General features: G+C 73.2%; 23 protein-coding genes and 1 tRNA gene. 9 read left to right on the top strand and 15 right to left on the bottom strand.

The window, feature by feature from the left end:
• Window positions 1-57 precede the first annotated feature (57 nt).
• The 3 genes from DQE82_RS21600 to DQE82_RS21590 form a co-directional block, all read right to left on the bottom strand.
• Window positions 58-732, bottom strand: a complete 675-nt coding sequence (locus tag DQE82_RS21600; protein WP_113973597.1) for an HAD family hydrolase — start codon at window positions 730-732, stop codon at window positions 58-60.
• A gap of 82 nt (window positions 733-814) precedes the next feature.
• Window positions 815-891, bottom strand: a tRNA-Pro gene (locus DQE82_RS21595).
• Window positions 892-1043: 152 nt separating this feature from the next.
• A complete protein-coding gene (locus DQE82_RS21590) occupies window positions 1044-1937 on the bottom strand; it encodes a metallophosphoesterase (protein WP_043327854.1) in 894 nt (297 codons plus the stop codon).
• Window positions 1938-1962: 25 nt separating this feature from the next.
• Here DQE82_RS21590 and DQE82_RS21585 point away from each other — a divergent pair, with 25 nt between their 5' ends.
• Window positions 1963-2418, top strand: a complete 456-nt coding sequence (locus tag DQE82_RS21585) for a GatB/YqeY domain-containing protein (RefSeq protein ID WP_043327855.1) — start codon at window positions 1963-1965, stop codon at window positions 2416-2418.
• A gap of 69 nt (window positions 2419-2487) precedes the next feature.
• Here DQE82_RS21585 and DQE82_RS21580 read toward each other — a convergent pair whose 3' ends face one another.
• Window positions 2488-4926: a transglycosylase domain-containing protein gene (locus DQE82_RS21580; protein WP_113973639.1), complete on the bottom strand. Its 2439-nt coding sequence runs from the start codon at window positions 4924-4926 to the stop codon at window positions 2488-2490.
• Window positions 4927-5328: 402 nt separating this feature from the next.
• On the opposite strand from DQE82_RS21580, the gene DQE82_RS21575 reads away from it, so the two are divergent.
• Complete coding sequence (locus DQE82_RS21575; protein WP_043327856.1) at window positions 5329-5649, top strand: WhiB family transcriptional regulator; 321 nt, start codon at window positions 5329-5331, stop codon at window positions 5647-5649.
• Window positions 5650-5657: 8 nt separating this feature from the next.
• Here the strand turns inward: DQE82_RS21575 and DQE82_RS21570 are convergent, their stop codons facing one another.
• The 3 genes from DQE82_RS21570 to DQE82_RS21560 are packed head-to-tail and all read right to left on the bottom strand — an operon-like array spanning window position 5658 to window position 8449.
• Window positions 5658-6806: an ArsA-related P-loop ATPase gene (locus DQE82_RS21570; RefSeq protein WP_176722798.1), complete on the bottom strand. Its 1149-nt coding sequence runs from the start codon at window positions 6804-6806 to the stop codon at window positions 5658-5660.
• A 54-nt stretch (window positions 6807-6860) separates the two neighbouring features.
• Window positions 6861-7835, bottom strand: a complete 975-nt coding sequence (locus DQE82_RS21565; protein WP_043327858.1) for an ArsA-related P-loop ATPase — start codon at window positions 7833-7835, stop codon at window positions 6861-6863.
• A gap of 26 nt (window positions 7836-7861) precedes the next feature.
• On the bottom strand, window positions 7862-8449 hold the full coding sequence (locus tag DQE82_RS21560; RefSeq protein WP_069088218.1) for a hypothetical protein: 588 nt from the start codon (window positions 8447-8449) through the stop codon (window positions 7862-7864).
• A 336-nt stretch (window positions 8450-8785) separates the two neighbouring features.
• Between DQE82_RS21560 and DQE82_RS21555 the strand changes: the two genes are divergently transcribed.
• The 7 genes from DQE82_RS21555 (at window position 8786) to DQE82_RS21525 (ending at window position 16493) form a co-directional block, all read left to right on the top strand.
• Window positions 8786-9223, top strand: a complete 438-nt coding sequence (locus tag DQE82_RS21555) for a hypothetical protein (RefSeq protein WP_043327859.1) — start codon at window positions 8786-8788, stop codon at window positions 9221-9223.
• Between the two features lie 62 nt (window positions 9224-9285).
• The gene (locus DQE82_RS21550) at window positions 9286-9441 is read left to right on the top strand and encodes a DUF4177 domain-containing protein (protein WP_013289021.1); all 156 of its coding nucleotides are present in this window, start codon (window positions 9286-9288) and stop codon (window positions 9439-9441) included.
• A 5-nt stretch (window positions 9442-9446) separates the two neighbouring features.
• Window positions 9447-9908 carry a RidA family protein gene (locus tag DQE82_RS21545; protein ID WP_043327860.1) on the top strand — a complete coding sequence of 154 codons (462 nt, stop codon included), beginning with the start codon at window positions 9447-9449 and terminating at the stop codon, window positions 9906-9908.
• 123 nt (window positions 9909-10031) lie between these two features.
• Window positions 10032-10826 (top strand): MBL fold metallo-hydrolase, encoded by a 795-nt coding sequence (locus DQE82_RS21540; RefSeq protein ID WP_069088219.1) that lies wholly within the window; start codon window positions 10032-10034, stop codon window positions 10824-10826.
• Window positions 10823-14404 carry an adenylate/guanylate cyclase domain-containing protein gene (locus DQE82_RS21535; RefSeq protein WP_064446802.1) on the top strand — a complete coding sequence of 1194 codons (3582 nt, stop codon included), beginning with the start codon at window positions 10823-10825 and terminating at the stop codon, window positions 14402-14404. Before DQE82_RS21540 ends, DQE82_RS21535 begins: the two co-directional genes overlap by 4 nt.
• A 133-nt stretch (window positions 14405-14537) precedes the next feature.
• Window positions 14538-14996: a hypothetical protein gene (locus DQE82_RS21530; RefSeq protein ID WP_043327862.1), complete on the top strand. Its 459-nt coding sequence runs from the start codon at window positions 14538-14540 to the stop codon at window positions 14994-14996.
• Between the two features lie 30 nt (window positions 14997-15026).
• Entirely contained in the window at window positions 15027-16493 is a 1467-nt protein-coding gene (locus DQE82_RS21525) for a serine/threonine-protein kinase (protein ID WP_064446801.1), read from the top strand.
• Here DQE82_RS21525 and DQE82_RS21520 read toward each other — a convergent pair.
• From DQE82_RS21520 to DQE82_RS21485, 8 genes are all read right to left on the bottom strand, one after another.
• Entirely contained in the window at window positions 16480-16932 is a 453-nt protein-coding gene (locus DQE82_RS21520) for a hypothetical protein (protein WP_043327863.1), read from the bottom strand. The two genes, DQE82_RS21525 and DQE82_RS21520, sit on opposite strands and share 14 nt — an antisense overlap.
• A gap of 276 nt (window positions 16933-17208) precedes the next feature.
• Window positions 17209-18372: an acyl-CoA dehydrogenase family protein gene (locus DQE82_RS21515; RefSeq protein WP_043327864.1), complete on the bottom strand. Its 1164-nt coding sequence runs from the start codon at window positions 18370-18372 to the stop codon at window positions 17209-17211.
• Entirely contained in the window at window positions 18369-20384 is a 2016-nt protein-coding gene (locus DQE82_RS21510) for a biotin carboxylase N-terminal domain-containing protein (RefSeq protein WP_113973596.1), read from the bottom strand. Before DQE82_RS21510 ends, DQE82_RS21515 begins: the two co-directional genes overlap by 4 nt.
• Window positions 20385-20398: 14 nt before the next feature.
• On the bottom strand, window positions 20399-22006 hold the full coding sequence (locus DQE82_RS21505; RefSeq protein WP_069088221.1) for an acyl-CoA carboxylase subunit beta: 1608 nt from the start codon (window positions 22004-22006) through the stop codon (window positions 20399-20401).
• Window positions 22003-23142 carry an acyl-CoA dehydrogenase family protein gene (locus DQE82_RS21500; protein ID WP_069088222.1) on the bottom strand — a complete coding sequence of 380 codons (1140 nt, stop codon included), beginning with the start codon at window positions 23140-23142 and terminating at the stop codon, window positions 22003-22005. The genes DQE82_RS21505 and DQE82_RS21500 overlap by 4 nt, the downstream gene beginning before the upstream one ends.
• Window positions 23139-24815 carry an acyclic terpene utilization AtuA family protein gene (locus DQE82_RS21495; RefSeq protein WP_113973595.1) on the bottom strand — a complete coding sequence of 559 codons (1677 nt, stop codon included), beginning with the start codon at window positions 24813-24815 and terminating at the stop codon, window positions 23139-23141. Before DQE82_RS21495 ends, DQE82_RS21500 begins: the two co-directional genes overlap by 4 nt.
• Complete coding sequence (locus DQE82_RS21490) at window positions 24812-25606, bottom strand: TIGR03084 family metal-binding protein (protein WP_064446797.1); 795 nt, start codon at window positions 25604-25606, stop codon at window positions 24812-24814. The genes DQE82_RS21495 and DQE82_RS21490 overlap by 4 nt, the downstream gene beginning before the upstream one ends.
• 30 nt (window positions 25607-25636) lie before the next feature.
• Window positions 25637-26257, bottom strand: coding sequence for a TetR/AcrR family transcriptional regulator (locus DQE82_RS21485; protein ID WP_043327870.1), 621 nt, complete (start codon window positions 26255-26257; stop codon window positions 25637-25639).
• Window positions 26258-26325 lie beyond the last annotated feature (68 nt).

Raw genomic sequence — 26325 nt, 5'->3', positions numbered from 1 at the left:
TGCCAGGCGGCAGGGTCGACGCCGCGTGGCGGGGTGGCTTCGGGCAGTCCTGTCGATCTATTCGGTCGAGGCCGGTTGCTCCACATGGGTGGGCAGGTCACGGAGGTTCGCGATCACCGGTCCGATCCAGCCGGGATCGGTGTCCTGGTGCTCGGTGGTCCGCAGCACCGTCATGCCGACCGCCGCCGCGCCGGCCAGTTCGCCGTCCGCGCCGTCGCCCACGTAGACGCATTCCGCCGGCGCGACGCCCAGGCGCTGCGCGGCGGTGCGGTAGATCGCCGGGTCCGGCTTGGCCAGCCCGACCGCGCTGGAGAAGACCGCGACGTCGAAGCGCCGGGCGAGTGGGCCGGCCGCCCACGCCTCGGCGGTCTCGGAAGTGGCATTGCTGATCAGGGCCAGCCGGTGGCCGCGCTCGCGCAGCGCGTCGAGCACGTCCAGGGTGCCGACCGGGACGCGGCCCAACACGCGGCGGGCCAGCGCACGCCGATGCGCGGCGGCGTGGCTTACCTGCTCGTCCGTCGGCGAGCCGCCGAGGCGTTCGGCGAGGATGCGGACGGTCTCCTCCGCGCTCCACCGGACGAGCCGGTCCCGCCACGTCGCGTGGTACGCGGCGACGAGCGCCGCCGGAGCCACCCCGACCAGGAGCGCCATCTCGCCGACCACCCGGTCCCGCTCGTCGTCGGCGCCGTGGACCAGGGTGTGGAAGAGGTCGAAGACGACCGGCCGTGGCATGCCGGGATCCTACTGCGAGGGTGATCACGGTTGGGGAAACGCAGAGGGCACATCCGATGGATCGGATGTGCCCTCTTACCTCTGGTCGGGGTGGCCGGATTCGAACCGACGACCTCTTCGTCCCGAACGAAGCGCGCTACCAAGCTGCGCCACACCCCGAGGCGTGCCGACAAATAGTAGCCCACCCGCCCGCACGGTCAAACTCGGTACCCCCCGCCCCGCGCGGGCGGCAGATCTTGGTACGAACCGGCCCTCGGAGGGGCGGGCGCGTACCAAGATCTGCCGGGAAGCGGGGACGCCGGGCGGCGGGGTCAGCGGGAGATCAGCGTGAGGATGCTGGCCTCGGGGGGGCAGGCGAAGCGGATGGGGGCGGTGGGGTGGGTGCCGAGGCCGGCGGAGACGTGCAGCCACGAGTCCGAGCCGGGCCAGCGGTGCAACCCGCGCGCCATCGAGCGGGGCAGCCCGCAGTTGGTCACCAGCGCGCCGTACCCGGGCACGCACACCTGGCCGCCGTGGGTGTGCCCGGCGAGCAGCAGGCCGAAGCCGTCGGCCGCCATCCGGTCCAGCACCGCGGGCTCGGGGGAGTGGGACAGCGCGATCGACAGCGCCGCGTCGCCGCTGACCGGCCCGGCCACGGCGTCGTAGTCGTCGCGCTCGATGTGCGGGTCGTCCACGCCGACCAGCTCGATCTCCCGCCCGCCGGCCTTGAGCGAGGTGCGCGCGTTGTTCATGTCGACCCAGCCGGCGCCGGTGAGGATGTCGCGTAGTTCCTCGTACGGCAGGGGCGTGCCCTCGGTGTACTCCCGGTCCGGCAGGAAGTAGGTGAAGGGGTTCTTCAGGACCGGGCCGGTGTAGTCGTTGGAGCCGAAGACGAACGCGCCGGGCAGGTCGAGCAGCGGTTGCAGCGCGCGCAGCACGCCCGGCACCGACTCCGGGTGGGCCATGTTGTCGCCGGTGACCACGACCAGGTCCGGGTCGAGCGCGGCCAGCGAGGCCACCCAGTCCTGCTTGCGCCGCTGGGCGGGCATCATGTGCAGGTCCGAGAGGTGCAGCACCCGCAGCGGTTCGGCGTCGGTCGGGAGCACCGGCACGTCGTACCGGCGCAGGGTGAACATGTTGCGCTCGATGAGCGACGCGTACGCGAGGGTGGCCGCCCCGGCGGCGACGGTTCCGGCCGCGAGACGGAATAGTGTGCGCTTTCGCATGGCGTTCAGGGTAGTTTCACCGTCCATGAGCACGCTGAAGGACCGTCTCACCGCCGACATGCGCGCCGCCCTGAAGGCGCGTGACGAGCTGACCACCTCCACGCTTCGCATGGCCCTCGCGGCCGTGGGCAACGCCGAGGTGGCCGGCCGGGAAAAGCGCGAGCTCAGCGACGACGAGGTGCTCGCGGTGCTGGCCAAGGAGGCGAAGAAGCGCCGCGAGGCGGCAGTGGCGTTCGCCGACGCCGGGCGCGCCGAGCAGGCCGGCAAGGAGACCGCCGAGGGTGAGGTGCTGGAGCGCTACCTGCCCAAGCAGCTCTCCGACGAGGAACTGGCCGAGCTGGTCTCGGGGGCGCTCGCCGCGGGCGGCTTCACCGGCAAGGCGCAGATGGGCCCGGCCATGAAGGCCGCCCAGGCCGCGGTGGCCGGCCGCGCCGAGGGGGGCCGGGTGGCCGCCGAGGTACGCCGCCAGCTGGGCCTCTGACCGTCCCGTAGACACAAGAAGAAGCGACGGCCACCCCCTTCACGGAGGTGGCCGTCGCTTCGTCTGGGATCAGTTCCCCGGTCGTCCTGGTCGGCCGTTACCCGGTCCGCCCGGGCCACCTGGTCGGTCCGGCGTCGCGGTGCCGCCCTGGTCCGAGTCGCCCTTGCCGGAGCTGACCTCGATCATGACGACGCCGCCCTTGATGGTGCGCCCGTTCGGGCTGGTGCCGGCCGCGGTGCCCGCCGGGCAGTCCGACGCCACCTTGTTGCTGGAGACCACCGGCTCGAAGCCGGCGCCCTTGAGCCGGGACTTCGCGCTCTCGATGGACGCGCACTTTACATCCGGGATGGACCGCTGGTCACCCAGGACGATCTTGCCGCTGGGCGGGGTGAAGTTCTTCCGGTCCTTGCCCTTCATGGCGTCCCGCAGCGTCTCGTAGACCGCCGGGTTGATGCCGGTGGGCACGTCGTGGCCCATCTTCTGGTTGGTCTGCGGCCAGTCCGGGTCGGCCATGATGCCGGCCACCGCGTACTGCTTGGTCATGGCGACCAGCGAGGAGGTCTTCTCCGAGTCGGTGGTGCCGGACTTGCCGGCCACCGGCGCGTCGACGATGTTGCGGACGTTGCCGGCGGTGGGGGTGCCGCACTTCGTGGTCGAGGAGCGGTCACCCACCGGGCAGCGGGCGGCGTCCACGGCGGCCCGGGCCACCTCGGTGCTGACCCGCTGCTCGCAGCGCGGGTTCGCGACGTCGAGCTTCTCGCCCTCCGGGCCGCGGATCTCCTGCACCGGGATCGGCTCGCAGTACTTGCCGTCGGCGCCGAGCGTCGCGTACGCGTTCGCCAGCTCCAGCGGGGTGGTCTGCGAGACGCCGAGGCTGAACGCGCCCCACTGGTGCGGGTTGGCGGCAAGTTGCGCGTCGCTCGACGAGCGGAACGAGATGCCGAGCTTCTGCGCCGCCTTCACCACGTTCTCCGCGCCGACCCGCTGCTGCAGGTCGATGAAGAACGTGTTGACCGAGAACCCGAAGCCGCTCCACATGTTGTGCATGCCGGCCATCGAGGCGTTGGCGTTCTTCGGGCAGTACTTGTTGGTGCCCGGGCAGGCGGCCGGCGAGTTGAACTCGACCGGGTAGTTCGACTTGAACACCGGCTGCGCGTTGATCGGGTAGCTGAGCGGGTAGCCCTTCTCCAGCGCGGCGACCAGCGTGAAGATCTTGAAGGTCGAGCCCGCCTGGTAGCCGGCGATGCCGGGGCCACCGGTGATCAGCGGGTTCACCGTGTTGGGGTAGTTGCCCCGGATCTTCTTCTTGGCCTTCGCCGGGTCGCTGGAGATCTTGTTCTGCGGGTCGTCCGGGTCGTCGAGCTTGAAGTTGCGGTTGACGGCGACGGCGCGTACCCGGCCGGTGCCGGGCTCGACGGCGGCCACCATCCGGGCCGCCTTGCTGCTCTCGCCCAGGTTCTTGCGGACGGCCTTGTCAGCGGCCTTCTGCGCCTGCACGTCGAGCGTGGAGATGATGGTGTAGCCGCCGCTCTTGAGCCGCCGCTCACGGTCGTACGAGGTGGCGCCGAACGTCTCCTGCTGCAGCCACCAGCGGTAGAGGTAGTCGCAGAAGAAGCCCCAGGAGCGGGTGGTGGTCTGGGTGCAGCCGTTCGGGGTGCGCTTGCCCTTGACGACGAGCTTGATCTTCTTGGCGGCGTCCGCCTCCTGCTGGGTGATCGCCCCGATCTGCACCATGTTGTCGATGACGTAGTCGCGCCGGCCGACCGCCTCGGGGTAGCCCGCGGGGGTGGTCGGGTCGAACGCGGTGGGCGCCTTCACCATGCCGGCGAGCATGGCCGACTCCTGGATGTCCAGCTTGCTCGGCGGCTTGTTGAAGTAGACCTGGCTGGCCGCCCAGATGCCGTACGCGCCGTTGCCGAACGCGGCGATGTTCAGGTAGCGCTCCAGGATCTCGTCCTTGGAGAGCTCCTTGTCGATCTGCAGCGCCAGGCTCATCTCGCGCAGCTTGCGGGCGCTGGTGTCCTCGGTGGCGGCGACCACGTCGGCCGGGTGGGTGGCCGAGTAGGAGATGGCCAGCCGGACGTACTGCATGGTCAGCGTCGACGCGCCCTGCCGGGAGGAGCCGGCGGCCTGGTTGTTGACGAACGCCCGTGCCACACCGTTGAGGTCCACGCCGTTGTGCTTGTAGAAGTCGTGGTCCTCGGCCGCGATGATGGACTTCTGCATGTGCGGCGAGATGTCCTTGAGCTTGACGTCCTTGCGGTTCTCGTCGTACATCGTGGCCAGCACGGTCTTGCCGTCGGACGCGAGCAGCTTGGTCATCTGCGGCGACCGGGCGACTGTGAGCTCCTTGGGCAGCGCGCCGAATGTCTCCGAGCCGGCCTTCGCGGCCAGTCCGGTCATCGCCACCGCGGGGAAGGCCGCCGCAGCGACCACCACTCCGGCCAACAGGCCGCAGATCAGCAGCGATGCGGCGTTGGTCAGCACGTTGTGGTCACGTTTCCGCATCCAGGTCACCTCGACAGGGTACGCGAGCAGGGATCGGCGGGCGCGCGGGGAACTTTCCCCATTTCCTGCATGCGCCGGCCTCGTTGTGCTAAACGCACGAGCCCTGGTCCTGGGTTGCGTGAGATCCGGCGGAAGTCTCTCTGAAACCCGGGAGGGGCGCAGCGTTTTCACGTACCCGGGCGGGGTAGACGCCGGGCGAAAGCCCGGGAAGCCGGGAGTGTCCGGAATGATGGATTTCGCCGACAACGTTGCGTAATCGGGCGACTACACAGCATGATGGTGGCGGCGAAGGCAGCCGTGCGTCGTTCGTGCCGCCCTGGGGAGGCCGGCGCGGACGACCGGGGGGAGTTCGAGGGCTGCTCGCACGAAGTCGGTAGGTACTGCAAGGGGGGACGTGTACAGATGGGCATGATCACTGACTGGCCGTCACTGGCGGCATGTCAGAACGGAGACCCGGACGCGTTGTTCGTACAGGGCGCCGAACAGAACGTGGCGAAGAGGATCTGCCGGAGCTGCCCAGTTCGGTACGAGTGCCTGGCCGACGCGCTCGACAACCGGATCGAGTTCGGTGTGTGGGGTGGCATGACCGAGCGCGAGCGCCGGGCGTTGCTGCGCCGTCACCCGCAGGTGACCAGCTGGCGCAAGATGTTCGAGGCGGCCATGAAGAAGAACGCCAAGGAGAAGGCCGGCAAGGACAAGGTGCTGGTGACCACTGCCACCTGACCGCCAGGTCAGCTCCGGCTGATCGCCTCGCCGATCGTCCGCAGCCCGTCGACGTCGTGCACGTCGGCGGGCTGCGCGGCCACCGACACCGCCGGCACCGCCGGGAACGCCTCGGTGAACCGGGCCGCCACCTGATCCTCGCGTACCGCCTGCTGGGCCAGCGCGGCATGCGCGCGCAGCACCTCGACGGTGCCCTCGTGCCCGCCCGCCGCGGCCAGCCGCTCCGCGGCGGCCAGGCTCTCCGCCGCGGACAGGTCCGCCGCCGGCCGGTGTACCCGGTTGAGCACCAGCCCGGCCAGCGGCATCTGCTCTTCCCGCAGGCGACCCGCGAAGTAGGCGGCCTCCCGGACCGCGTCCGGCTCCGGGGCCGCGACCAGCAGGAACGCCGTCTCCCGGGCCTGCAGGATCCGGTACGTCTGCTCGGCCCGCTGCCGGAACCCGCCGAACATCGAGTCGAGGGCGGCGACGAAGCCGGACAGGTCGGTGAGCAGTTGGGCGCCGAGCACCTTCTGCACCACCTTGGAGAACATCCCGAAGCTCGCCGTCACCAGGTTGAACATGCTGCGTCCGCCGGTGCGCGCCGGGGCCAGCAGCAGCCGCAGCATGCGGCCGTCGAGGAATCGGGACAGGCGGGCCGGAGCGTCCAGGAAGTCGAGCGCGGACCGAGACGGCGGCGTGTCCACCACGATCAGGTCCCACTCGCCCCGGGCGTGCAACTGGCCCAGCTTCTCCATCGCCATGTACTCCTGCGTACCGGCGAAGGTGGAACTCATGGCCTGGTAGAACGGGTTGGCGAAGATCTCCGCGGCCTTCGCCGGGTCGGTGTGCTGGAGCACCACGTCGTCGAACGTGCGCTTCATGTCCAGCATCATGGCGTGCAGCTCGCCGCCGCTGGCCTCGACGTCGATGCCCTTGACCTGGCGGGGTGTGTTGTCCAGCTCGGTCAGGCCGAGCGACTGCGCCAGCCGGCGGGCCGGGTCGATGGTGAGCACCACGGTCCGGCGGCCGTGCCGCTCGGCCGCGCGCAGCGCCAGCGCCGCGGCGGTGGTCGTCTTGCCCACGCCGCCCGCCCCGCAGCAGACCACGATCCGTACACCGTCGTCGGCGAGGATCTGGTCGACGTCAAGCGGAGGCGCCGCGTCTTCGGAAGGCACCAATCGAGCGTATCGGTCCCGAGGGGCACTCTGCTCCGTGCCGGTCGCAGGTGTGAGTCAATCCGCCCGGACGAGGGTCTCGGCGAGCGCCTCCAACCCGGCCCGGTCGACTCCTCCGGGCAGCAGCGGCAGTTCGATCATGGGCAGGCCCAGCTCCACCAGGTCGCCCCGGAGCGAGTCCTCCAGCTCTCGGCGTACCTGCTGGTCGTGGGCCTCCTCGACGAGCCCGGCCACGGTCGGGCCGTCGGTCGGCAGGCCGGCGGCGGCCAGCCCGCGCTCCAGCTCGGCCGCGGTCACGGCCCGGCCGGCCGGCACCGGCGGGCGGACGCCGTTGACGATCACCCGGCCGACCGGGAAGCCGAGCTGGGTCAGCTCGGCGACCGCGTCCAGCGTCTCCTGGACCGGCATCTCCTCCAGCAGCGTGACCACGTGCACGGCTGTCATCGGCGACCGGAGCAGCGCGGAGACGCCCTCGCTCTGGGTCTTGATCGGGCCGACCTTGGCCAGCCGGGCGGTCTCCGCTGTCACGTTCAAAAAGCGGCCGATGCGCCCGGTCGGCGGCGCGTCCAGCACGACCGCGTCGTACGTCCGGCGCGAGCCGCTGGTCCGGGTGGTCGCCTCCTTGACCTTGCCGGTGAGCAGCACGTCGCGCAGGCCCGGCGCGATCGTGGTGGCGAAGTCGATCGCGCCGAGCTTGCGCAGCGCCCGGCCGGCCGCGCCGAGCTTGTAGAACATGTCCAGGTATTCCAGGAGCGCCGCCTCGGCGTCGACCGCCAGCGCCCGCACCTCACCGCCGCCGGGCGCGTCGGCGAGGTGCCGCTCCTCGTACGGCAGCGGGTCGGTGCCGAAGAGCTGGGCGATGCCCTGCCGGCCCTCCACCTCGACCAGCAGGGTGCGCCGGCCCCCGGCGGCCAGGCCGAGGGCCAGCGCGGCGGCCACGCTCGTCTTGCCTGTGCCGCCCTTGCCGGTCACCACGTGCAGGCGGGCCGGCCATCTGCCGGCGGACTCGGCCGGCTGCTCACTCGCTGCCACCCGTCGAGCCTAACCAGCCGGCCGGATCAGCCGACCTCGCAGACCCACCAACCCGTCTTCCGCACCACTGTGAAGCGCAGGGACTGCTCGGCGACCTTCTCGTCGGCGGTGGTCATGGTCACCCGGGCGGAGACGGTGGCCCGGTCGCCGGTCTCGTTGTCGACGGTCGGGTTGCTCCAGCGGAACCGGGGGTTCTGGTACTGCTCGGCGTACTTGCGCACCTCGGCGACCTTGGCGGCGATCTTCTCGTCGTCCCGGGCCGCCGAGCAGACGAACGTGGCCGCCTTCTCGGCGTCCCGCTCCTGGTAGACGGCCTTGAGGAAGCCGTCCACCGCGATCTGCGGCTCCTTCGCTCCCTGGCCGTTCTCGGCGTCGCGCAGGACCAGGAACGCGGCAGTGCCCCCACCGCCGCAGAGCAGGACCGCGGCGGCCAGCACCAGCGAGGCGATGAGCAGCGCCGGTCGCTTGCGTGGCGGGCCACCGGGCGGGCCGGGCGGATACGCCGGTGGCCCGGCGGCGGGAACGGCGCCCGGCGGTGTGCCGCCGCCGGGCGGTGATTGTGGGTGCGGGTCGCCGGGCGTGCCGGTGTCGCCACCGGCGGGCGGTTGGGTCATCTGTCTCCCCCGGGTTGCGGCTCCCGTCGCCGCCCCAGGCGACGGGCACGGGTCGAGGTGGTCGGGCGCGCGTCCGCGCGTGCCCAGTCCGGAAGGGTAGCGGTCGGCGGGGCGCTTGCCAGCCCCGCGTACGCACCGGCGGGAGGCGAGTTCGCGGTCGCGTTCCGGACCAGGCTTGTGTCACATATGTGACTGGTTGTGACGAAGCATGCGCGTCCCGTTGCCGGGACTGGCCGGAGGTCCTACGTTCGTCCCGACACGGAGAGCCGGACCCGCCGGACGGTGCCGAGGCGGATGGCGGTGTCAGTGAGCAGGTACGACGCCCGGAGGCGACGCATGCGCGACGCGGAGAACACCCCCCGAGCCCAGTTCCCCGGCGACCGGTCCGGCCGGCCCGGCGAGGCCGACGTGCCCGCCTCGTTCAACGAGCGGTCGTACCGCCTTCCGGTCGAGGTGGTCCGGACGCCGTCCCGCCCCGGCGCGAAGGGGCGGGACGAGGACGAGCCCGGCTACGTCATCCACCTGCCGGTACGGGTGGCCGACCTCGCCGCGGCCACCGCGCTCGCCGGCACCGTGGCCACCTCGCTGAGCTTCCTGGTGGAGCTGGACGCGGGCGAGACCACCGTCTCCACCGCCGACGACCAGAACAACAGGCACCGGGTCTTCTGCGATCTGCTGCTGCCCGACCGCAGCCGGTGCCCGCAGCGCTTCGAGCACGAGGGCCCGTGCGGCGAGCCGCCCTCCGCGCCGGAGCCGCGTCCCGCGTCCCGTTGACGACGGCGGACCGTAGGCTGTGCCTGACCGAAGTCCAAGTCAGGCAAGGGAGCCCTCCTCCGATGCAGAAGTGGGAATACGCCACGGTGCCGCTGCTGGTCCACGCGACCAAGCAGATCCTCGACAACTGGGGCGAGGACGGCTGGGAACTGGTCTCGGTGGTGCCCGGCCCGAACCCGGAGCAGCTCGTCGCGTACCTGAAGCGCCCGAAGGGCTGACCGGCATGAGCAACGGACCCCACGCGAAGCTCGCCGAACTCGGCCTCGCGCTGCCCGAGGTGGTGCCGCCGGTGGCCAGCTACGTGCCGGCCGTCCAGTCCGGGCAGCACGTCTACGTCTCCGGCCAGCTGCCGATGGCCGAGGGCAAGCTGCTCGCCACCGGCAAGGTCGGCAACGGCGTCTCCGCCGAGCAGGCGAAGGACCTGGCGCAGCGGTGCGCGCTGAACGCGCTGGCCGCGATCGACGCGCTGGTCGGGCTGGAGAACGTGGTGAAGGTCGTGAAGCTGACCGGCTTCGTGGCCAGCGCGCCCGGTTTCACCGGCCAGCCCGGTGTGATCAACGGTGCCTCGGATCTGTTCGGCGCCGTGTTCGGCGAGGCCGGCCGCCACGCCCGCAGCGCGGTGGGCGTGGCCGAACTCCCCCTGGACGCCCCGGTAGAGGTAGAGGTCATCGTCGAGGTCGTCTGACCCGCCCCGCCGTGCCCGCGATCTTGCGGTTACCGCCCTGGCAGAAGCCCCAGACGGGGACAAACCAGCGGCGGGAACTGCAAGATCGCGGGGAGTGGCCGGGGGAGTCGTACGATCGCTGCCATGGGTGGGCGTGTGACCGGGGCCGCTGGGGCGCTTGCAGATGGGCTGCCGGGGTGGGTGACGCTGTTGCGCGCGCCCAATCCGGGGCCGATGACGCTCGACGGGACCAACACGTGGGTGCTGCGGGCCGGGCCGGACGCGCCGGCCCTGGTGGTCGACCCGGGCCCCGCCGACGAGGGGCACCTCGCCGCGATCGCGGCCCAGGGGCCGATCGGCGCGGTGCTGATCACGCACGGGCACCCGGACCACACCGAGGGCGCGCCCCGGCTGCGTGAGCTGCTCGACGGCGTACCCGTGCTCGCCGCCGACCCGGCCCACACCGCCGGCGGTGACCCGCTCACCGCCGACACGCGCCTCGACCTGGGGCTCGACCTGCGGCTGCTGCCCACCCCCGGGCACACCGCCGACTCGGTCTGCCTCCTCGCCGAGCACGACGGCGATCGGGTGGTGCTGACCGGCGACACGATCCTCGGGCGGGGCACCACCGTGGTGGCCCACCCCGACGGGCACCTCGGCGACTATTTGTCGAGCCTGGAACTGCTCTCCACGTACCGGGAGGTCCCGGTGCTCCCGGGCCACGGCCCGGCGCTCGCCGACTGCGGCGCGGCGGCCGACTTCTACCTGGCCCACCGGCGGGCCCGGCTGGACCAGGTGCGCGCCGCCGTGGCCGCGGGCGCCACCACCGCGCCCGAGGTGGTCGCCGTGGTCTACGCCGACGTCGACAGGTCGCTGTGGTGGGCCGCCGAGTGGTCCGTCCGCGCCCAGCTCGAACACCTCGGAGTGGAGCAGCCGTGACCTGCCCGGTGTGCGGGACGGTAGCGGTACCCGGGGCGCGGTTCTGTCACAACTGCGGCGCGGCGCTGCCGGCCGCCGCCACGCTGCCCGCCGCCGAACGCCGCGTGGTGACAGTGCTCTTCGGTGACCTGTCCGACTTCACCTCCTGGTCGGAGGACCTGGACCCGGAACGGGTCGGCGCGGTCACCGACCGGGTGCTCGCCGCCCTCGCGGGCGCGGTCAAGACGTTCGGCGGCCACGTCGACAAGCTCACCGGCGACGGGATCATGGCGGTCTTCGGCGCGCCGGTCGCCCACGAGGACGACGCCGAGCGGGCGGTCCGCGCGGCGCTGTCCATGCAGCGCGCGGTGCGGCGGGTGCTCGACGACGAGCGGGGCGGCGGCGCGCCGCTGGGCCTGCGCGTCGGCCTCAACACCGGGGACGTGATCGCGGGCATCCAGGCGGCGATCGAGTACACGGTCATCGGCGACACGGTGAACACCGCCGCGCGGCTCGCCGACGCCGCCGCGGTCGGCGCGGTCTACGCCGGGGCGCGCACCTCCGCCGCCACTCGGCACGTCGCCTCCTGGCGGGCGCTGCGCCCGCTGCGGCTCAAGGGCAAGCGGGAGCCGGTCGAGGCGTACGAGCTGCTGGGCCTGCTGGACGCGCCCGGCACCCGGTCCGGTCTCGGCGACGAGGCGCCGTTCGTGGGCCGGGAGACCGAAATCGGCCGGGTCGCCGGCCGGCTCGCCGAGGTGATCGACCGGGGCGAGCCCCGGGTGCTGCTGATGACCGCCGAGGCGGGCATCGGCAAGTCCCGGTTCGCGGCCGAGGTGGAACGCCTCGCCGCCGGATACGACGTCGGCGCCGGCCGGTACGCCGCGCACACCGGCGCCCGGGTGCTGTCGGTGCGGTGCGCCGCGTTCGGCGAGCGCCGCCGCCTGGCCCCGCTGGCCGACCTGGTCCGCGCCGCCGTCGGCCTGCCCGGCGACGCGGCCACCGCCGTCACCCGCCCGGCCGTCGAGGAGCGGCTGCGCCGCCTCGGCCAGCGCCTGTCCCGGCTCCCCGGCGACCCGCCACCGATCGCCGTGGACCAGCTCCTGGCCCTGCTCGGGTACGCTGAACTGCCGCCCGCCACGGAGAACGGTGAGTGGAACGCGGCCGGGCCGCCACCGGACGACGAAGCCGTGCCGACCGCTGTCGCGGACCTGCTCACCGCGCTCGCCGTGGAGGCGCCGCTGGTGATCGTGGTGGACGACCTGCACGACGCCACGGCCGAGACGCTCAAGGCGTTGGCGCTGACCCTCAACCGGCTCAGCGGGCCGGTGCTCGTGCTGCTGCTCGGCCGTCCCGAGCTGGTACGGACCGCCGGCGCGCTGACCCGGGTCGCGGACGCCGAGGTGCACGCGCTGCCGCCGCTGCGCGGCGCGGACGCCTCCCGGCTGCTCACCAGCTACCTCGCCGGTGGCCGCATGCCCCAGGCCGACACGGACCGGCTGCTCGCCACCGCCCAGGGCAACCCGTTCTACCTGGCCGAACTCGTGACGCTGCTGATGGAGCGCGGCGCGCTGACCGCCGGGCCCGGCCGCGGCGCGGACGTCGGCTGGCGTCTCGCGCCCGGCTCGCTCGGCAGCCGGCTGCTCTCCCGGGACCTGGCCGCGGTGCTCGCGGCGCGTATCGACGCGCTGCCGCCGGATGCCCGCTCGGCGCTGCGCGACGCCGCGGTGGTGGGCGACACAGTGCCCGCCGGCGCGCTGGAGGCGCTGCGCGAGCAGCGGCTCGGGCAGGACGGCCGGCCCGCCGCGGTGGCCGCCGTCGAGCTGGACCGGGCCGTGGAGGAGCTGCTGCAACGCCGCATGCTGCACCGCACCCGCACCGGGTTCGCCTTCGCCACCCCGCTCATGCGGGAGGCCGCGTACGCCGGGGTGAGCAAGGCCGAGCTGGCCGAACGGCACGCGGCGCTGGCCCGCTGGGCCGCGCCGGAGAGCGTGGACGGGACGGGCGGCGCCCCGGCGGGCGCCTTCACCGAGGCCGCCCGGGACGACTTCGTCGCCGAGCACGTCGAGCGGGCCACAGCGCTCGCCGACGCGGTCAAGCTGCGCCCGGACGCGCCGGCCCGGGCGGTCACCCCGCTGGGCGTGGCCGCGCTGGGCCGGGCCGCCCGCCGGTCACTGCGGTCGGGGGAGCCGGCTCTCGCGGTCGAGTACGCCGAACGCGCGGCCGAGCTGGCCCGCGACGGCGTACCGCCGGCCGACCGGGTGACGCACGCCCGGGCGCTGCTCCAGATCGGCCGCCCGGCCGACGCGCTCGCGTTCGCCGAGAAGATCGCCGCGAACACCGGTGACCCGGCCACCCGGACCGCCGCGCTGCTGCTGGCCGGGCAGGCCCAGCAGACGCTGGGTGACGCCGAGCGGGCCGAGCGCAGCTGGCAGGAGGCGTTGCAGGTGGCCACCGACGCCGACCTGCCCACCATGCGGGCGTCGGCGATGCGGCGGCTCGGCATGGCCGACTTCATCGCCGGCCGGCTCGGGCAGGCGAGCAGCCGGCTGGCCGCGTCCTATCAGGTCAGCCTGGCCGCCCGGGATCCGCGCGGGCAGGCCTGGTCGTTGCAGAACCTGGCCTGGGTGACCACCACCCGGGGCGACTTCGCCGGCACCGACGCGGTGCTCGGGCGGGCCGCCCGGCTCTTCGCCGAGCTGAAGGACCCGTACGGGCGGGCCTGGCTGCGCGGCACCACCGCGTTCGCCCGGCTGCTCGCCGGACGGCTGCGGGAGGCGTGCCGGATGGCGCGGGTGTTCCTGCCGTTCGGGGAGCGGGTCGGCGAGGCGTGGGCGGTCGGCACGCTGCGCGCGGTTGAGGCGTACGCCACCGCCGAGCTGGGCGACCTGGCCGAGGCGGACCGGGCGGCGCGGCGCGCGTACCGGGACTTCGCCGAGGTGGGCGACGACTGGGGACAGGGCTTCGCGCTCGTGGTGCGCGGGGTGGTGGCGCGCGGGCTGGGCGAGCCGGAACACGCCGCCGACCTGTTCACCGACGCGCTCGAGTACGCCGACCGCACCACCCACCCGCTGCTGACCGGCATGGCCGGGACGCTGCGCGGCTTCGTGGCGCTGGACATGGGCGACCACGAGACCGCCGAGCGGGAGGCACGGTCGGTGCTGACCCGGGTGGAGCCGCACAACCCGCAGGCCCCGGCCCAGGTCGCGCCCCGGGTGCTGCTCGCCATGGCCCGCCTCGCGGCCGGTGACCCGGGCACCGCCGTGGGGCTGCTGGCCCCGGTCGCCACCGGCGCGGCGAACGCGCCCTCGCTGCTGTTCTCCCGGCGGCAGACGATGGCCCGGTACGCCGCCGCGCTGCTCGCCCACGGCCAGCGCGAACAGGCGCTCGACTGGGCGCAGCGGTCGATCACGGCGCCGGCCGAGGACGTGCGCAGCCAGGTGGTGGCGCGGCTGGTGCTGGCCGAGGCGCTCGACGCGTGCGGCCGCCGGGCCGAGGCGCTGACCAACGCGGAGGAGGCGGTACGCCTCGCGTACGCCACCGAACAGCGCAGTGAGCGGATGGTCGCCGACGCGTTGCGGGTCCGCCTCTCCGGCGGCTGATCGCCCGTGTTCTGACGGTTCCGGGGATGTGTTCGTCGGTGGAGCCGGTTAGCGTGGGCGGCGACAGTCGTGGATCGACTGCCGCCTCCCGGTGCGCGCCTGCGTCACCGGCGGACCACGCTGGGGAGGGACGATGAGGCTGCCGCGCTCGGGCGCCGGCTGGACGATCGCGGTCTTCGGGCTCCTCGCGCTGCTCCTCGGCGCGCTCGGCCTGATCTGGCCGGAGACTCAGCTTCGTCTGCTCGGCTTCGAGGTGCCGGCCGAACGCGCCCCGGGCGACTACACCGGCACGTTCCTCACCGCGTCGTCGATGGCCTCGTTCAACATGGGGGTCTACTACCTGCTCGCCGTCGCCACCGAGTGGCGGCCGTTCTACCGCTTCACTGTCTGGTTCCGCCTGGTCACGTTCACCGTCTTCACCATCGCGGTGCTGTCCGACGTCGCGCCGGACCGGTTCTTCGCGGTCGCCGCGTGGGAAGGGCTGGGCGCGGTCGCGACAGCCGTCGGCCTGTGGTGGGACGCGCGCCGGGCGGGCACCGCCACTGACGACTCCGCGCCGGATCCGGTGCCGGCCACCGATGCGGCCCGCTGAGCGGCCGGACCAGTTGGGTATTTTCGAACCGTGACCGAGACCCCGCCCGGCGCCGTGCGGCTGCCAATCGTGCCCGGTCTGACCGATCTGCAGGTGTTCGCCCGGGGCGGCTACGCCACCATCTACCGGGCCACCCAGATCTCGGTGGGGCGCGAGGTGGCGGTCAAGATCGAGAACCGGACGCTGGACAGCGAACGCGACCAGGCCCGCTTCCTGCGCGAGGCCCGCGCCGCCGGGCGGATGTCGTCGCACCCCCACGTGGTCGACCTCTTCGACGTCGGGGTCACCGTCGACCAGCACCCCTACCTGATCATGGAACTGTGCGACGGCTCGTACGCGGAGCGGATGCGCACCTCGCCGCTGGGCCCGGAGGAGACCCGCGACCTCGGCGTGAAGATCGCCGACGCGCTGGCCCACTCGCACGCGGCGGGCGTGCTGCACCGGGACGTCAAGCCGGCAAACATCCTGCACTCCGAGTTCAACTCGGCGGTGCTCGCCGACTTCGGCCTGGCGGTGCTCGCCGAGTTCCGTGACTCCTCGGTCATGCTGGAGGCGCTCACCCCGGCGTACGCGCCGCCCGAGACGTTCAACCACAGCCCGCCCAGCCCGGCCGTCGACGTCTACTCGCTGTGCGCCACCCTCTACGCGGTGATGTACGGCCGGCCGCCGCGCTGGCACTCGGAACGCAACCCGAGTCTGGTGACCGTGCTGGAGATGTTCCAGCAGCCCATCCCCGGGCTGCCCGGGGTGCCCGGCGAGCTGATCGACGTACTCCGGCTGGGGATGTCGAACGACCCGGGTGCGCGTCCCTCCGCGGTCGAGTTGCGCGGCCTGCTCGCCGGGCTGCCGCTGGACGGCGCCCCGGCCGGCGGCGCGCTCTACGACGGCGCCGAGCGCTACCGCCGTAGCGGCGGCCCGAACCCGCGCCCGCCCGCCGACGACGACCACCCGACCGTGGCGTCGCGGGCCCGCCGCTGGCCCAAGCGCTGGTTCCTCGGCGGCGCCGGGGTGCTCGCGCTGGCGGCGTCGGCCGGTGGCGGCTGGCTGGCCGCCGGTCACACGCCCGCCGCTCCGCCGACCCCGGTGACGAGCGGCGTGGCCGGGGGGCCGGTGCCCGGCTGCGCGTCCGCCGACGTGCGGCTGCCGGCCGGCGCACGGTGCGCTTCCGAGCTGGAGTGCTTCGGTCCGGTACGGCTGCGCCGCGACCGGGCCGAGGCGAGCCGGGTGCCCTGCGACGGCCAGCACACCTGGGAGACGTACGCCGCGGGTGACCTGCCGGCCGGTCTCGCCGGCGCCAAGCACGACGCGGTGGTCGCCGACCCGGCCGTCGGCAAGGTGTGCAACCCCGACACGTTCCGGGTGGTCAGTGGCGCGGACCCGGCGAACGGATGGAACCTCGAGGTGCTGCCGCCGGAGACCGACGCCGACCGCACCTACCGGTGCCTGGCCGGGCGGGGAGTGAACGCGCTCGCCGGGCCCACGCTCACCGGCCGCTGAGCCCTCGGCTCTGCCGCACCGACCTCGGGTCGAGCGTCTCCAGCGTGTCGGCGTCCACCGCGGTCTGCGTCCGCAGGCCGCGTACCGCCCGCGGGTCCAGCGTCTCGAGCGTGTCCGCGTCGACCGGATGGCCGCCGGGGGCGCGCAGGTTCCGTACCGCCCGGGGGTCGATCGCCTCGAGCGTGTCGGCGTCCACTCCGTACCCGGCCTCGGGCAGCCAGGTCTCGGGCGACGGGGTGTGCCCACCACCGCTGACGGGCTGGCGGGCCGCGGTGATCGTCACCCCGGCGATCATGCCCAGCACGACGCAGACCAGGGCCAGCACGACCGACAGGATGCCGGGCGGGCGCCACACCGCGAGGGCCACCACCGCCGCAACCGTCGCCAGGGACGCGACGACGGCCTTCGCCCGCGCATCGGGCTTCGGGAACGATCTCACCCGACAAGCATGGCCCAGCGCGGCAACCTGTCAACCGGCGGGCCGAGACGGCTTCCCGTCAGTCACGCTCCACTTCGGAGCGGCAGAAGCGTCGATCGAGCAAAAATCGTTACATCTGTTGGCCGGCTGCCGTATCGCTCCGGGTTGGGAAGCCGCTACCGTGAGCGTCGATCCGGGAGTGGCGAGGCCGAGGTCTCCTCGACCACACCGCCCAGTGACGGACCCCCGGGGTACGGCAGGTGATCGGGCACCCGCCGTACCCCGGGCCCACCTCGGTCAGTAGGACTTGTCCTGGCCGAGGACGTGCTGGGCGACGAAGTTGAGGATCATCTCGCGGCTGACCGGGGCGATCCGGCCCGCGCGTACCGCGCCGAGCAGCGTCGACACGCCGTACTCGGTGGTCATGCCGGCTCCGCCGAGCGCCTGGACGGCGGTGTCGACGGCGAGCGCGGCGGCCTCACCGGCCGCGTACTTGGCCATGTTGCCGGAGATGCCCGCTTCCAGGTCGCGACCCGCGTCGTACAGCGTCGCCGCCTTGTAGATCATCAGACGGGCCAGCTCGACCTGGACCGCCGCGTGCGCGAGCGGGTGCGCCACGCCCTGGTGCGAGCCGATCGAGTTCCCGCCCCACACCTTGCGGGTGGCGGTGTAGTCGCTCGCCCTGTCGATCGCGTACCGGCCGGTGCCGGCACCCATCGCGGCCACCGTGATGCGCTCCGGGTTGAGCCCGGCGAACAGCGCCGGCAGCCCGGCGTCGAGCGACTCGCCGACGAGCGCGTCGGCGGGCAGCCGGACGTCGTCGAGGAAGAGCAGGAACTGGTTCTCCGGCGACAGGATCTCCATGTCCAGCTTGGACTTCTCCAGGCCCGGCGCGTCGGTCGGCACGATGAACAGCGCCGGCTTCAACTTCCCGGTGGACGCGTCCTCGGTGCGAGCGACCACGAGGACGTGCCCGGCCTCGTCCACGCCGGAGATGTAGATCTTCCGGCCGCTGAGCAGCCAGTCGTCGCCGTCGCGCCGGGCCACTGTGGAGAGCCGGTGGAAGTTCGAACCGGCGTCCGGCTCGGTGATCGCGAAGACGATCTTCTCGGAGCCGTCGGCGAGCCCGGGAAGGTGCTTCTTGCGCTGCTCCTCCGTGCCGTGCTTGCTGATGATCGTGGCGGCGATGGCGGGGGAGACCACCAGGAGCAGCAGCGGGCAGCCGGTCGCGGCCAACTCCTCGCACACCAGCGCCAGGTCGGTGATGCCGCCGCCCCCGCCGCCGTACTCGGTGGGGATGTTGACGCCCAGGTAGCCCAGCCGGCCGGCCTCGTGCCACAGCTCGGTGGTGTGCTCGCCGGCCTTGGCCTTCGACACGAAGTAGGAATGGCCGTACTTGCGTCCCAGCTCCCGTACCGCATCGCGGAGCTGGTCCTGTTCGGGGGTGAGGTCGAAGTTCACTGGGGGTCCTCCTCGGGGTCCACGACGGCCAGTACGGCACCCGTCTCGACCTGGCCGCCGGCGGGCACCGGCAGTTCCGTCACCACGCCGTCGGCGGGGGCGAGCACGGGATGTTCGAGCTTCATCGCTTCGAGCGTCAGCAGCAGGTCACCGGCGGCGACGCGCTGACCGACCTCGACGTGCACCCGGGTGACCGCCCCGGGCAGCGGCGCGAGCAGCGACCCGGCCGCCAGCTCCGCGGTGGGCAGGGGCAGGCGGGGCAGCTCGGTGAGGCTCGCCGCCCCGTCCGGGCCGTCCACGAAGACCGACGACCCCACCCGGTGTACGCGGAAGGCCCGGCGAACCCCGTCGACGTCGAGCACCACCCGGTCCGGGGCGGCCGTCACCAGCTCGACCACCGGCAGCTCGGTGTTAACAGGGGACCCTTCCTCTACCGGATCCGTTAAGAGGGGGCCCTTCCTTCCCCACTCGGCGAGGGCGCCGGTGCGGTCCAGGCGGTAGTGGACCTCGATCTCCTCGTCGCCCGGGCCGGTGAACCGGGTGACCTGCGGGAAGGACGGCACGTTGCGCCAACCCGACGGCAGCCCGGCCAGCACCGGGGCGGCGGCCCGGCGTGCGGCGGCAGCGGCCAGCGCGGCGGCCAGCGCCACCACCGGAAGCTGCTCGGCCGGCAGCAGCGGCTCGAACACCTCCGGGTGCCGGTCCAGGAAGCCGGTGTCGACGTCCACGGCGGCGAACTCCGGGCTGCGCAGCACGCGTACCAGCAGGTCCCGGTTGGTGGCCACGCCATGCAGCTCGGCGCGGGCCAGCGCGCCGGCCAGGGCGCGGGCCGCCTCGGTGCGGGTGGGCGCCCAGGCGACGAGCTTCGCCAGCATCGAGTCGTAGTGCACGCTCACCGTCGAGCCGTCCACCACGCCCGAGTCCAGGCGCAGCCCCCGGGCCGGACCGAACTCGGCGGCGACCCCGGGGATCGCGAACCGGTGCAGCGTGCCGGTGGCCGGACGGAAGCCCTGGGCCGGGTCCTCGGCGCACAGCCGTACCTCGATGGCGTGGCCGTCGGCCGGCGGCGTGGTGGTGACCGGCAGCGGCTCGCCCTCGGCGACGAGCAGTTGCAGCCGTACCAGGTCCAGCCCGGTGGTCAGCTCGGTGACCGGGTGTTCCACCTGGAGGCGGGTGTTCATCTCCAGGAAGTGCACCTGCCCGTCCGGCGCGAGCAGGAACTCCACTGTTCCCGCGCCGACGTAGTCGACGGCCCGCCCGGCGGCCACCGCCGCCTCGTGCAGCGCCGCGCGCACGTCGTCGGGCAGCACGCCGGGCGCCTCCTCGACGATCTTCTGGTGGCGGCGCTGGACCGAGCAGTCGCGTACCCCGAGGGCCACGACGGTGCCGTGGGTGTCGCCGAAGATCTGCACCTCGACGTGGCGGCCGCGTTCCACGTACCGCTCGATGAAGACCGTGCCGTCGCCGAACGCCGCCGCCGCCTCGCGGCGCGCGCCCGCGACGGCCTCGGCCAGCCCGGCCGCGTCGTGGACGATCCGCATGCCCCGGCCGCCGCCACCCGCGGCGGCCTTGACCAGCACCGGGAAGGCGGTGACCTCGGCCGGGTCGGTCCAGGTGGGCAGCATCGGCACGCCCGCGTCGGCGAGCAGCGCCTTGGCGGCCATCTTGTCGCCCATCGCCGCGATCGCCTTCGCGGACGGCCCGACCCAGGTCAGACCCGCGTCGGTCACCGCCGCCGCGAACTCGGCGTTCTCGGCCAGGAAGCCGTAACCGGGGTGGACGGCGTCCGCGCCGGACCGGCGGGCCGCGTCGAGGATGGCGTCGATGCGCAGGTACGTCTCGGCCGGCGTATTCCCCGGCAGCCGTACCGCCTGGTCGGCGTCGGCGACGAACGGCGCGTCGGCGTCCGCGTCGGAGTGCACGGCGACGGTGGCCACGCCGAGGGCGCGGCAGGTGGCGAAGACCCGGCGGGCGATCTCGCCCCGGTTCGCGACCAGAAGCTTGGTGATCATTGTGAGCACGCCCCCTACATCCGGAAGACGCCGAAACCGTCGGCGCCCTTCACCGGTCCGTTGTGGATCGCCGACAGGCACAGCCCGAGGACGGTACGGGTGTCCCGAGGGTCGATCACCCCGTCGTCGTAGAGCCGCCCGGACAGGAACAGCGCGCCGGACTGCGACTCGATCTGCTGCTCGACCATCATCCGCATGGCGGCGTCGGTGTCCTCGTCGTACTCGCGGCCCCGGGCGGCGGCGGCCTGCCGGGCCACGATGGACAGCACCCCGGCGAGCTGCGCCGGGCCCATCACCGCCGACTTCGCGTTCGGCCAGGTGAACAGGAACCGCGGCTCGTACGCCCGGCCGCACATGCCGTAGTTGCCGGCGCCGTAGGAGGCGCCCAGGTTGACCGTCAGGTGCGGCACCTTCGAGTTCGACACCGCGTTGATCATCAGGGCGCCGTGCTTGATGATGCCGCGCTGCTCGTACTCGGTGCCGACCATGTAGCCGGTGGTGTTCTGCAGGAACACCAGCGGTGTGTCCGCCGCGTTGGCGAGCTGGATGAACTGCGCCGCCTTCTGCGCCTCCTCGCTGAACAGCACGCCCCGGGCGTTCGCCAGCACACCGACCGGGTAGCCGTGCAGCTCACCCCATCCGGTCACCAGCGCGGTGCCGTAGCCGGGCTTGAACTCGTCGAACGCGCTGTCGTCGAGTACCCGGGCCAGCACCTCCCGCGGGTCGAACGGCACCTTCAGGTCGGCGCTGGCGATGCCGAGCAGCTCCTCCGGGTCGTACCGGGGTGGCAGCGGGTGCGGGTTGCGGGGCGGCGGGCCCTGCTTGCGCCAGTTGAGCCGGCGGACGCACTGCCGGGCCAGCCGGATCCCGTCGCGTTCGTCCTCGGCGAGGAAGTCGGCCAGGCCGGACGTGGTGGCGTGCATCGCCGCGCCGCCCAGCGACTCGTCGTCGGTGACCTCGCCGGTGGCCATCTTCACCAGCGGCGGCCCGGCCAGGTAGACCTGCGAGCGGTCCCGGATCATGATGGTGAAGTCCGACATGCCGGGCACGTACGCGCCACCGGCGGTGGCGTTGCCGAAGACCACGCTCACTGTCGGGATCCGCTGCGCCGACAGCCGGGTCAGGTCCCGGAACACCCGGCCGCCCGGAATGAAGATCTCCGCCTGGGTGGGCAGGTCCGCCCCGGCCGACTCGACCAGGTTCACCATCGGCAGCCGGTTCGCCGCCGCGATCTCACCCGCCCGCCGGGTCTTCGCCAGCGACCACGGGTTGATCGCGCCCCCGCGTACCGTCGGGTCGTTCGCCACGATCAGGCACTCGACGCCCTCGACCACGCCGATGCCGGTCACGGTGCTGGCGCCGACCGGGAAGTCGGTGCCGAACGCGGCCACCGACGACAGCTCCAGGAACGGGCTGTCCGGGTCGAGCAGCAGCTCGATCCGCTCCCGCGGGAGCAGCTTGCCGCGACCGTGATGGCGGGTCACGTACTTCTCGCCGCCACCGCCCCGCGCCTGGTCGAGCGCCGCCTCCAGTTCGGCGAGGCGTTCCAGCAGCGCCTCCCGGTTGGCGGTGAAGGCGGGCGCGGACGGGTCGATCGTGCTCTGCAGAACTGTCGTGCTCACAGGCCCATGCCCTTCGCGATGATCTCGTTCATGATCTCGGTGGCGCCGCCGCCGATGCCGAGCAGCCGGGCGTCGCGGTAGTGCCGCTCCACCTCGGCGTCACGCATGTAGCCGAAACCGCCGTGCAGTTGCAGCGCCGCGTCGACGACGAAGTCGCACGCGGACACCGCCACGTTCTTCGCGATCGCCACCTCGGTCACCACCGGCTGCCCGGCGGCGACCCGCTCGGCGACCTCGTGCACGTACGCCCGGGCCGCCTCGGTGCGGGAGTGCATCTCGGCCAGCCGGTGCCGCACCACCTGCCGCGAAACGAGCGGCCGGCCGAACGTCTGACGGTCCCGGCACCACCGCACCGTCAGGTCCACGCAGCGCTGCGCGGTCGCGTACGCCTGCGTGGCGAGCGACAGCCGCTCGGCGGCGAACTGCTGCATGATGGCGAGGAAGCCGGTGTCCTCCGGGCCGACCCGGTTGCGCACCGGCACCCGGACGTCGACGAAGGACAGTTCGGCCGTGTCGGAGCAGTGCCAGCCCAGCTTCTCCAGCCGCCGGCCCACTGTGAACCCCGGCGTGCCCTTGTCGATCACGAGCAGGCTGAGCGAGCCCGACCCGGGAAAGTCGGTGCAGACCGCAGTGGTGACGAAGTCGGCCCGGACCCCGCTGGTGATGTACGTCTTGGCGCCGTTCACGACGTAGTGGTCGCCGTCGCGTACGGCGCAGGTGCGGATGCCCGCCACGTCCGAGCCGCCGTCCGGCTCGGTGATCGCCAACGCGCCGATCATCGTCCCGGCGAGCGTCGGCCGGACGTACTTCTCGATCAGCGTCTCGTCCTGAGCCTGAACCATGTGCGGCAGCGCGATGCCGTGCGTGAACAGCGCGGCGATCAGCCCCGACGACCCGCCCGAGCGGATGATCTCCTCGGTGACCACCATCGAGTCGAGCAGGTCGCCGCCGCTGCCGCCGACCGACTCCGGGAAGCCGATGCCGAGCAGGCCGACCTTCGCGGCGGTCTCGTGCAGCGACCGGGGCAGTTCGCCGGCCCGCTCCCAGTCGGACAGGTGCGGCAGCACCTCCCGGACCACGAACGAGCGGGTCAGCTCGCGCAGTTGCCGACGTTCCGGCGTGTCCACGATGGTCATGCCGGAGCCTCCGTCGGAAGGTCGACCACTCGCGAGCGCAGCAGCTCGCCGAGCGCCTTGGCCTGGGGGTCGAACCGGGTGGACGCGGCCACGCCCTGCCCGAGCAGCCCGCGGATCACGAAGTTGACGGCGCGCAGGTTCGGCAGCTCGTACCGCTCGACGGTGAGCGACGCCGTCTCCGGCAGCAGCTCGGCCAGCCGTTCCACGGTCAGCCAGTCGCGCAGCCACGGCCAGGTCGCGTCGGTACGCGCCCAGACGCCCAGGTTGGCGTCGCCGCCCTTGTCGCCCGAGCGCGCGCCGACCAGCTCACCGAGCGGCCCCCGCCGGGTGGCGTGCAAGGAAGGGCCCCCTGTTAACGCCTCGTGTTGTACAAGGGTCCCTTCCAAACCGCTCGTCACCGTCGGCGGCGGGATCGGCACCCGCTCGCCGGAGGGCAGCACCGCCACGTGCTCGACCGCGTCCTGCGCGATCGCGTCGGCGGTGAACACCCCGTACGGCGTCGCGTCACCGGGCAGCGTGGTGAGCGTGCAACCCGGATAGGAGGCCAGCGCCAGCTCCACCGCCGCCGCCGAGAACGCCCGCCCGGCCCGCGACTTGTCGCCGTCGCGCAGATGTACGTGCAGCAGCGCGCTCGCCGCCTCGGTGTCGCCGGTGTCCGGGTGGTCGGTACGGGCCAGCGTGAACTCCAGCCCTTCCGTGCCGACCGACTCCTCGATCTGGGCGCGGACCAGTGCCGCCTTGGCCGGGATGTCCAGCCCGCACAGCACGAACGTCATCGAGTTGCGGAAGCCGCCCAGGTTGTTGACGCCCACCTTGAGCGTGTCCGGCGGCGGCGTGCCGCGCACCCCGGACACCCGGACCCGGTCCGGGCCCTCCTGCTCCAGCCGTACCGTGTCGAGCCGGGTCACCACGTCCGGCCCGAGGTAGTCCGGGCCGCCCACCTCGTACAGCAGCTGGGCGGTGACCGTCTCGACCGTCACCGCGCCGCCGGTGCCCGCGTGCTTGGTGAGCACCGACGAGCCGTCCGCGTGCAGCTCGGCGATCGGGAATCCGGGCCGGTGCCCGCCGTCCGGAAGTTCGGTGAAGAAGCTGAAGTTGCCGCCGGTGACCTGCGCGCCGCACTCGATCAGGTGCCCGGCCACCGTGGCCCCGGCCAGCGCGTCGAGGTCGTCGCGGGTCCACCCGAAGCGGGCGATCGCCGGGCCGACCGCCAGCGAGGCGTCGGTGACCCGACCGGTGACCACCACGTCCGCGCCCGCGTCCAGGCAGGCCGCGATCCCGAACGCGCCCAGGTACGCGTTGGCGGTCAGCGCGTCCGGCCGCTGGATCGCGTCGCCCTCGACGTACCCGACCCGCACCTGGAGGCCGAGCCGGTCGCCGAGCGACCGGATCGCGTCGGCCAGCCCCGCCGGGTTGAGGCCGCCCGCGTTTGTGACCAGCGTGACGCCGCGCTCCAGCGCGGTGCCGAGCACGCCCTCCGCCTGACGCAGGAACGTCTTCGCGTAGCCCAGCGACGGGTCGCGCATCCGGTCCCGGCCGAGGATGAGCATGGTCAGCTCGGCCAGGTAGTCACCGGTCAGCACGTCCAGCTCGCCGCCGTCGAGCATCTCCCGCCAGGCGGCGAAACGGTCGCCGTAGAAGCCCGACGCGTTCCCGATCCGCAGCACGCTCATGAGGGAACTCCGCTCGCCGGTTCCCGCTTGTCACCGGGCGGGCCGGCGAACGCCTGGGCCACGTCCAGCCACTCGTCGGCCACCGGCCCGGTGGCGGTCAGGGCCAGGTCGGCGCGGTGCCGGCGCTGCGTGACGAGCAGGCAGAAGTCGAGCGCCGGGCCGGTCACCCGGTCGGCCGCGTCGGCCGGCCCGAACTCCCACACGTCACCGCCCGCGGGCGCGGTCAGCTCCACCCGCACCGGCGCCGTGGGCACCGCACGGCCGTGGGCGGCGAAGCCGTGCCCGAGGGTACGGAAGCCGAGGTGCGCGATGTGGCGCAGGCGCTGCGTCGGGGTACGGCTGACGCCCAGCGCGTCTGCCACGTCCTCGCCGTGCGCCCACGTCTCCATCAGCCGGGCCGTCACCATCGAGGTGGGCGACATGCTGGTGCCGTACCAGGGGATCTTCTGCCCGGCCGGGACGGCGGTGAGCGCGCCGGCGAGCGCCGACCGGCCGGAACGCCAGCGGGCCAGCAGCGCAGGCGGGGGCGCGAGGAAGGACTCGGCGCCGTCCTCGACCAGGCGCGACGGGTCCGGCGCGGCCATCACCGAGGCGAAGAACGCGGACTCGTCGGTGGCCGCCAGGTAGGCGACGTGGTCGGTCCAGGCCAGGTGTGCGATCTGGTGTGCGACGGTCCAGCCCGGGGCCGGTGTCGGCCGCTCCCATCCGTCCGGCGGCAGGTCCGCGACGAGCGCGTCGAGTTGTTCGGACTCGGCGGCCAGATCCGCGAGCAGGGCTGTCAGGTCGACCATTGTGCCTCCGGGCGGGGGTGGGTCAGGGGATCAGTGCCGCTCGCTCTCGGGGGTGAGCAGCGCGGCGAGCTGGCGTTTCCAGGTGTGCAGCAGGGCGGCGCGGCGGGGCGAGTCGTCGCTGAGCAGGTTGGCCACGCCGAGGCCGCGGAGCAGGTCGAGCGTGGCCTGCACCGACTCGCGTACGCCCGGCTTGCGCTCGTCCACGCCGAGCAGCTCGACGGTGAGCCGGTGCATCTCGCGGCCGATCCGCGCCTCCAGCGGCACCAGCGCGGCGCGCAGCTCGGCGTCGGTACGCGCGGCCACCCACAGCTCCAGCGCGGCCGCGAACAGCGGGCCGGTGAAGGAGGCGGCGAGCAGGTCGACCACGCCGTCGAGCCGCTGCGGGCCGACCGGCAGGGCCGCCGCCTCGGCGCGCAGCTCGGCCGCCCGGCGCTCGGTCAGGTGCGCGACGGCGGCGGTGACCAGCGCGGCCTTGGTGGGGTAGTGGTGCAGCTGGGCGCCCCGGGAGACCCCGGCGCGGGCCGCCACCACAGTCGTGGTGGTGCCGGACCAGCCGTGCTCCACCAGGCAGTCGACTGTCGCCTCCAGCAGCCGGGCCTGGGTGGCGCGGCTGCGCTCCTGCTGCGGAACTCGGCTCGGTGCGGTGGACACGCCATCAGCCTGCCGCCCCCAAAACAAACAGTCAAGCCTGACTTTTTTGAAAGGAGGGGGCCCTTGTT

Origin of the sequence: Micromonospora sp. LHW51205 (assembly GCF_003315815.1) — a bacterium.
In the GTDB taxonomy this organism is placed as follows: Bacteria; Actinomycetota; Actinomycetes; order Mycobacteriales; family Micromonosporaceae; genus Micromonospora; species Micromonospora chalcea.
This window is presented reverse-complemented; position numbering and strand designations above follow the sequence as displayed.

Excerpts from the sequence above, each read along its gene's own strand:
- DQE82_RS21575 (WP_043327856.1), top strand. The coding sequence starts at position 5,329 with ATGGGCATGATCACTGACTGGCCGTCACTGGCGGCATGTCAGAACGGA.
- DQE82_RS21555 (WP_043327859.1), top strand. The coding sequence starts at position 8,786 with ATGCGCGACGCGGAGAACACCCCCCGAGCCCAGTTCCCCGGCGACCGG.
- DQE82_RS21560 (WP_069088218.1), bottom strand. The coding sequence starts at position 8,449 with ATGACCCAACCGCCCGCCGGTGGCGACACCGGCACGCCCGGCGACCCG.
- DQE82_RS21590 (WP_043327854.1), bottom strand. The coding sequence starts at position 1,937 with ATGCGAAAGCGCACACTATTCCGTCTCGCGGCCGGAACCGTCGCCGCC.
- DQE82_RS21510 (WP_113973596.1), bottom strand. The coding sequence starts at position 20,384 with ATGATCACCAAGCTTCTGGTCGCGAACCGGGGCGAGATCGCCCGCCGG.
- DQE82_RS21545 (WP_043327860.1), top strand. The coding sequence starts at position 9,447 with ATGAGCAACGGACCCCACGCGAAGCTCGCCGAACTCGGCCTCGCGCTG.
- DQE82_RS21580 (WP_113973639.1), bottom strand. The coding sequence starts at position 4,926 with ATGCGGAAACGTGACCACAACGTGCTGACCAACGCCGCATCGCTGCTG.
- DQE82_RS21495 (WP_113973595.1), bottom strand. The coding sequence starts at position 24,815 with ATGAGCGTGCTGCGGATCGGGAACGCGTCGGGCTTCTACGGCGACCGT.
- DQE82_RS21500 (WP_069088222.1), bottom strand. The coding sequence starts at position 23,142 with ATGACCATCGTGGACACGCCGGAACGTCGGCAACTGCGCGAGCTGACC.
- DQE82_RS21600 (WP_113973597.1), bottom strand. The coding sequence starts at position 732 with ATGCCACGGCCGGTCGTCTTCGACCTCTTCCACACCCTGGTCCACGGC.
- DQE82_RS21530 (WP_043327862.1), top strand. The coding sequence starts at position 14,538 with ATGAGGCTGCCGCGCTCGGGCGCCGGCTGGACGATCGCGGTCTTCGGG.
- DQE82_RS21585 (WP_043327855.1), top strand. The coding sequence starts at position 1,963 with ATGAGCACGCTGAAGGACCGTCTCACCGCCGACATGCGCGCCGCCCTG.
- DQE82_RS21540 (WP_069088219.1), top strand. The coding sequence starts at position 10,032 with ATGGGTGGGCGTGTGACCGGGGCCGCTGGGGCGCTTGCAGATGGGCTG.
- DQE82_RS21490 (WP_064446797.1), bottom strand. The coding sequence starts at position 25,606 with ATGGTCGACCTGACAGCCCTGCTCGCGGATCTGGCCGCCGAGTCCGAA.
- DQE82_RS21550 (WP_013289021.1), top strand. The coding sequence starts at position 9,286 with ATGCAGAAGTGGGAATACGCCACGGTGCCGCTGCTGGTCCACGCGACC.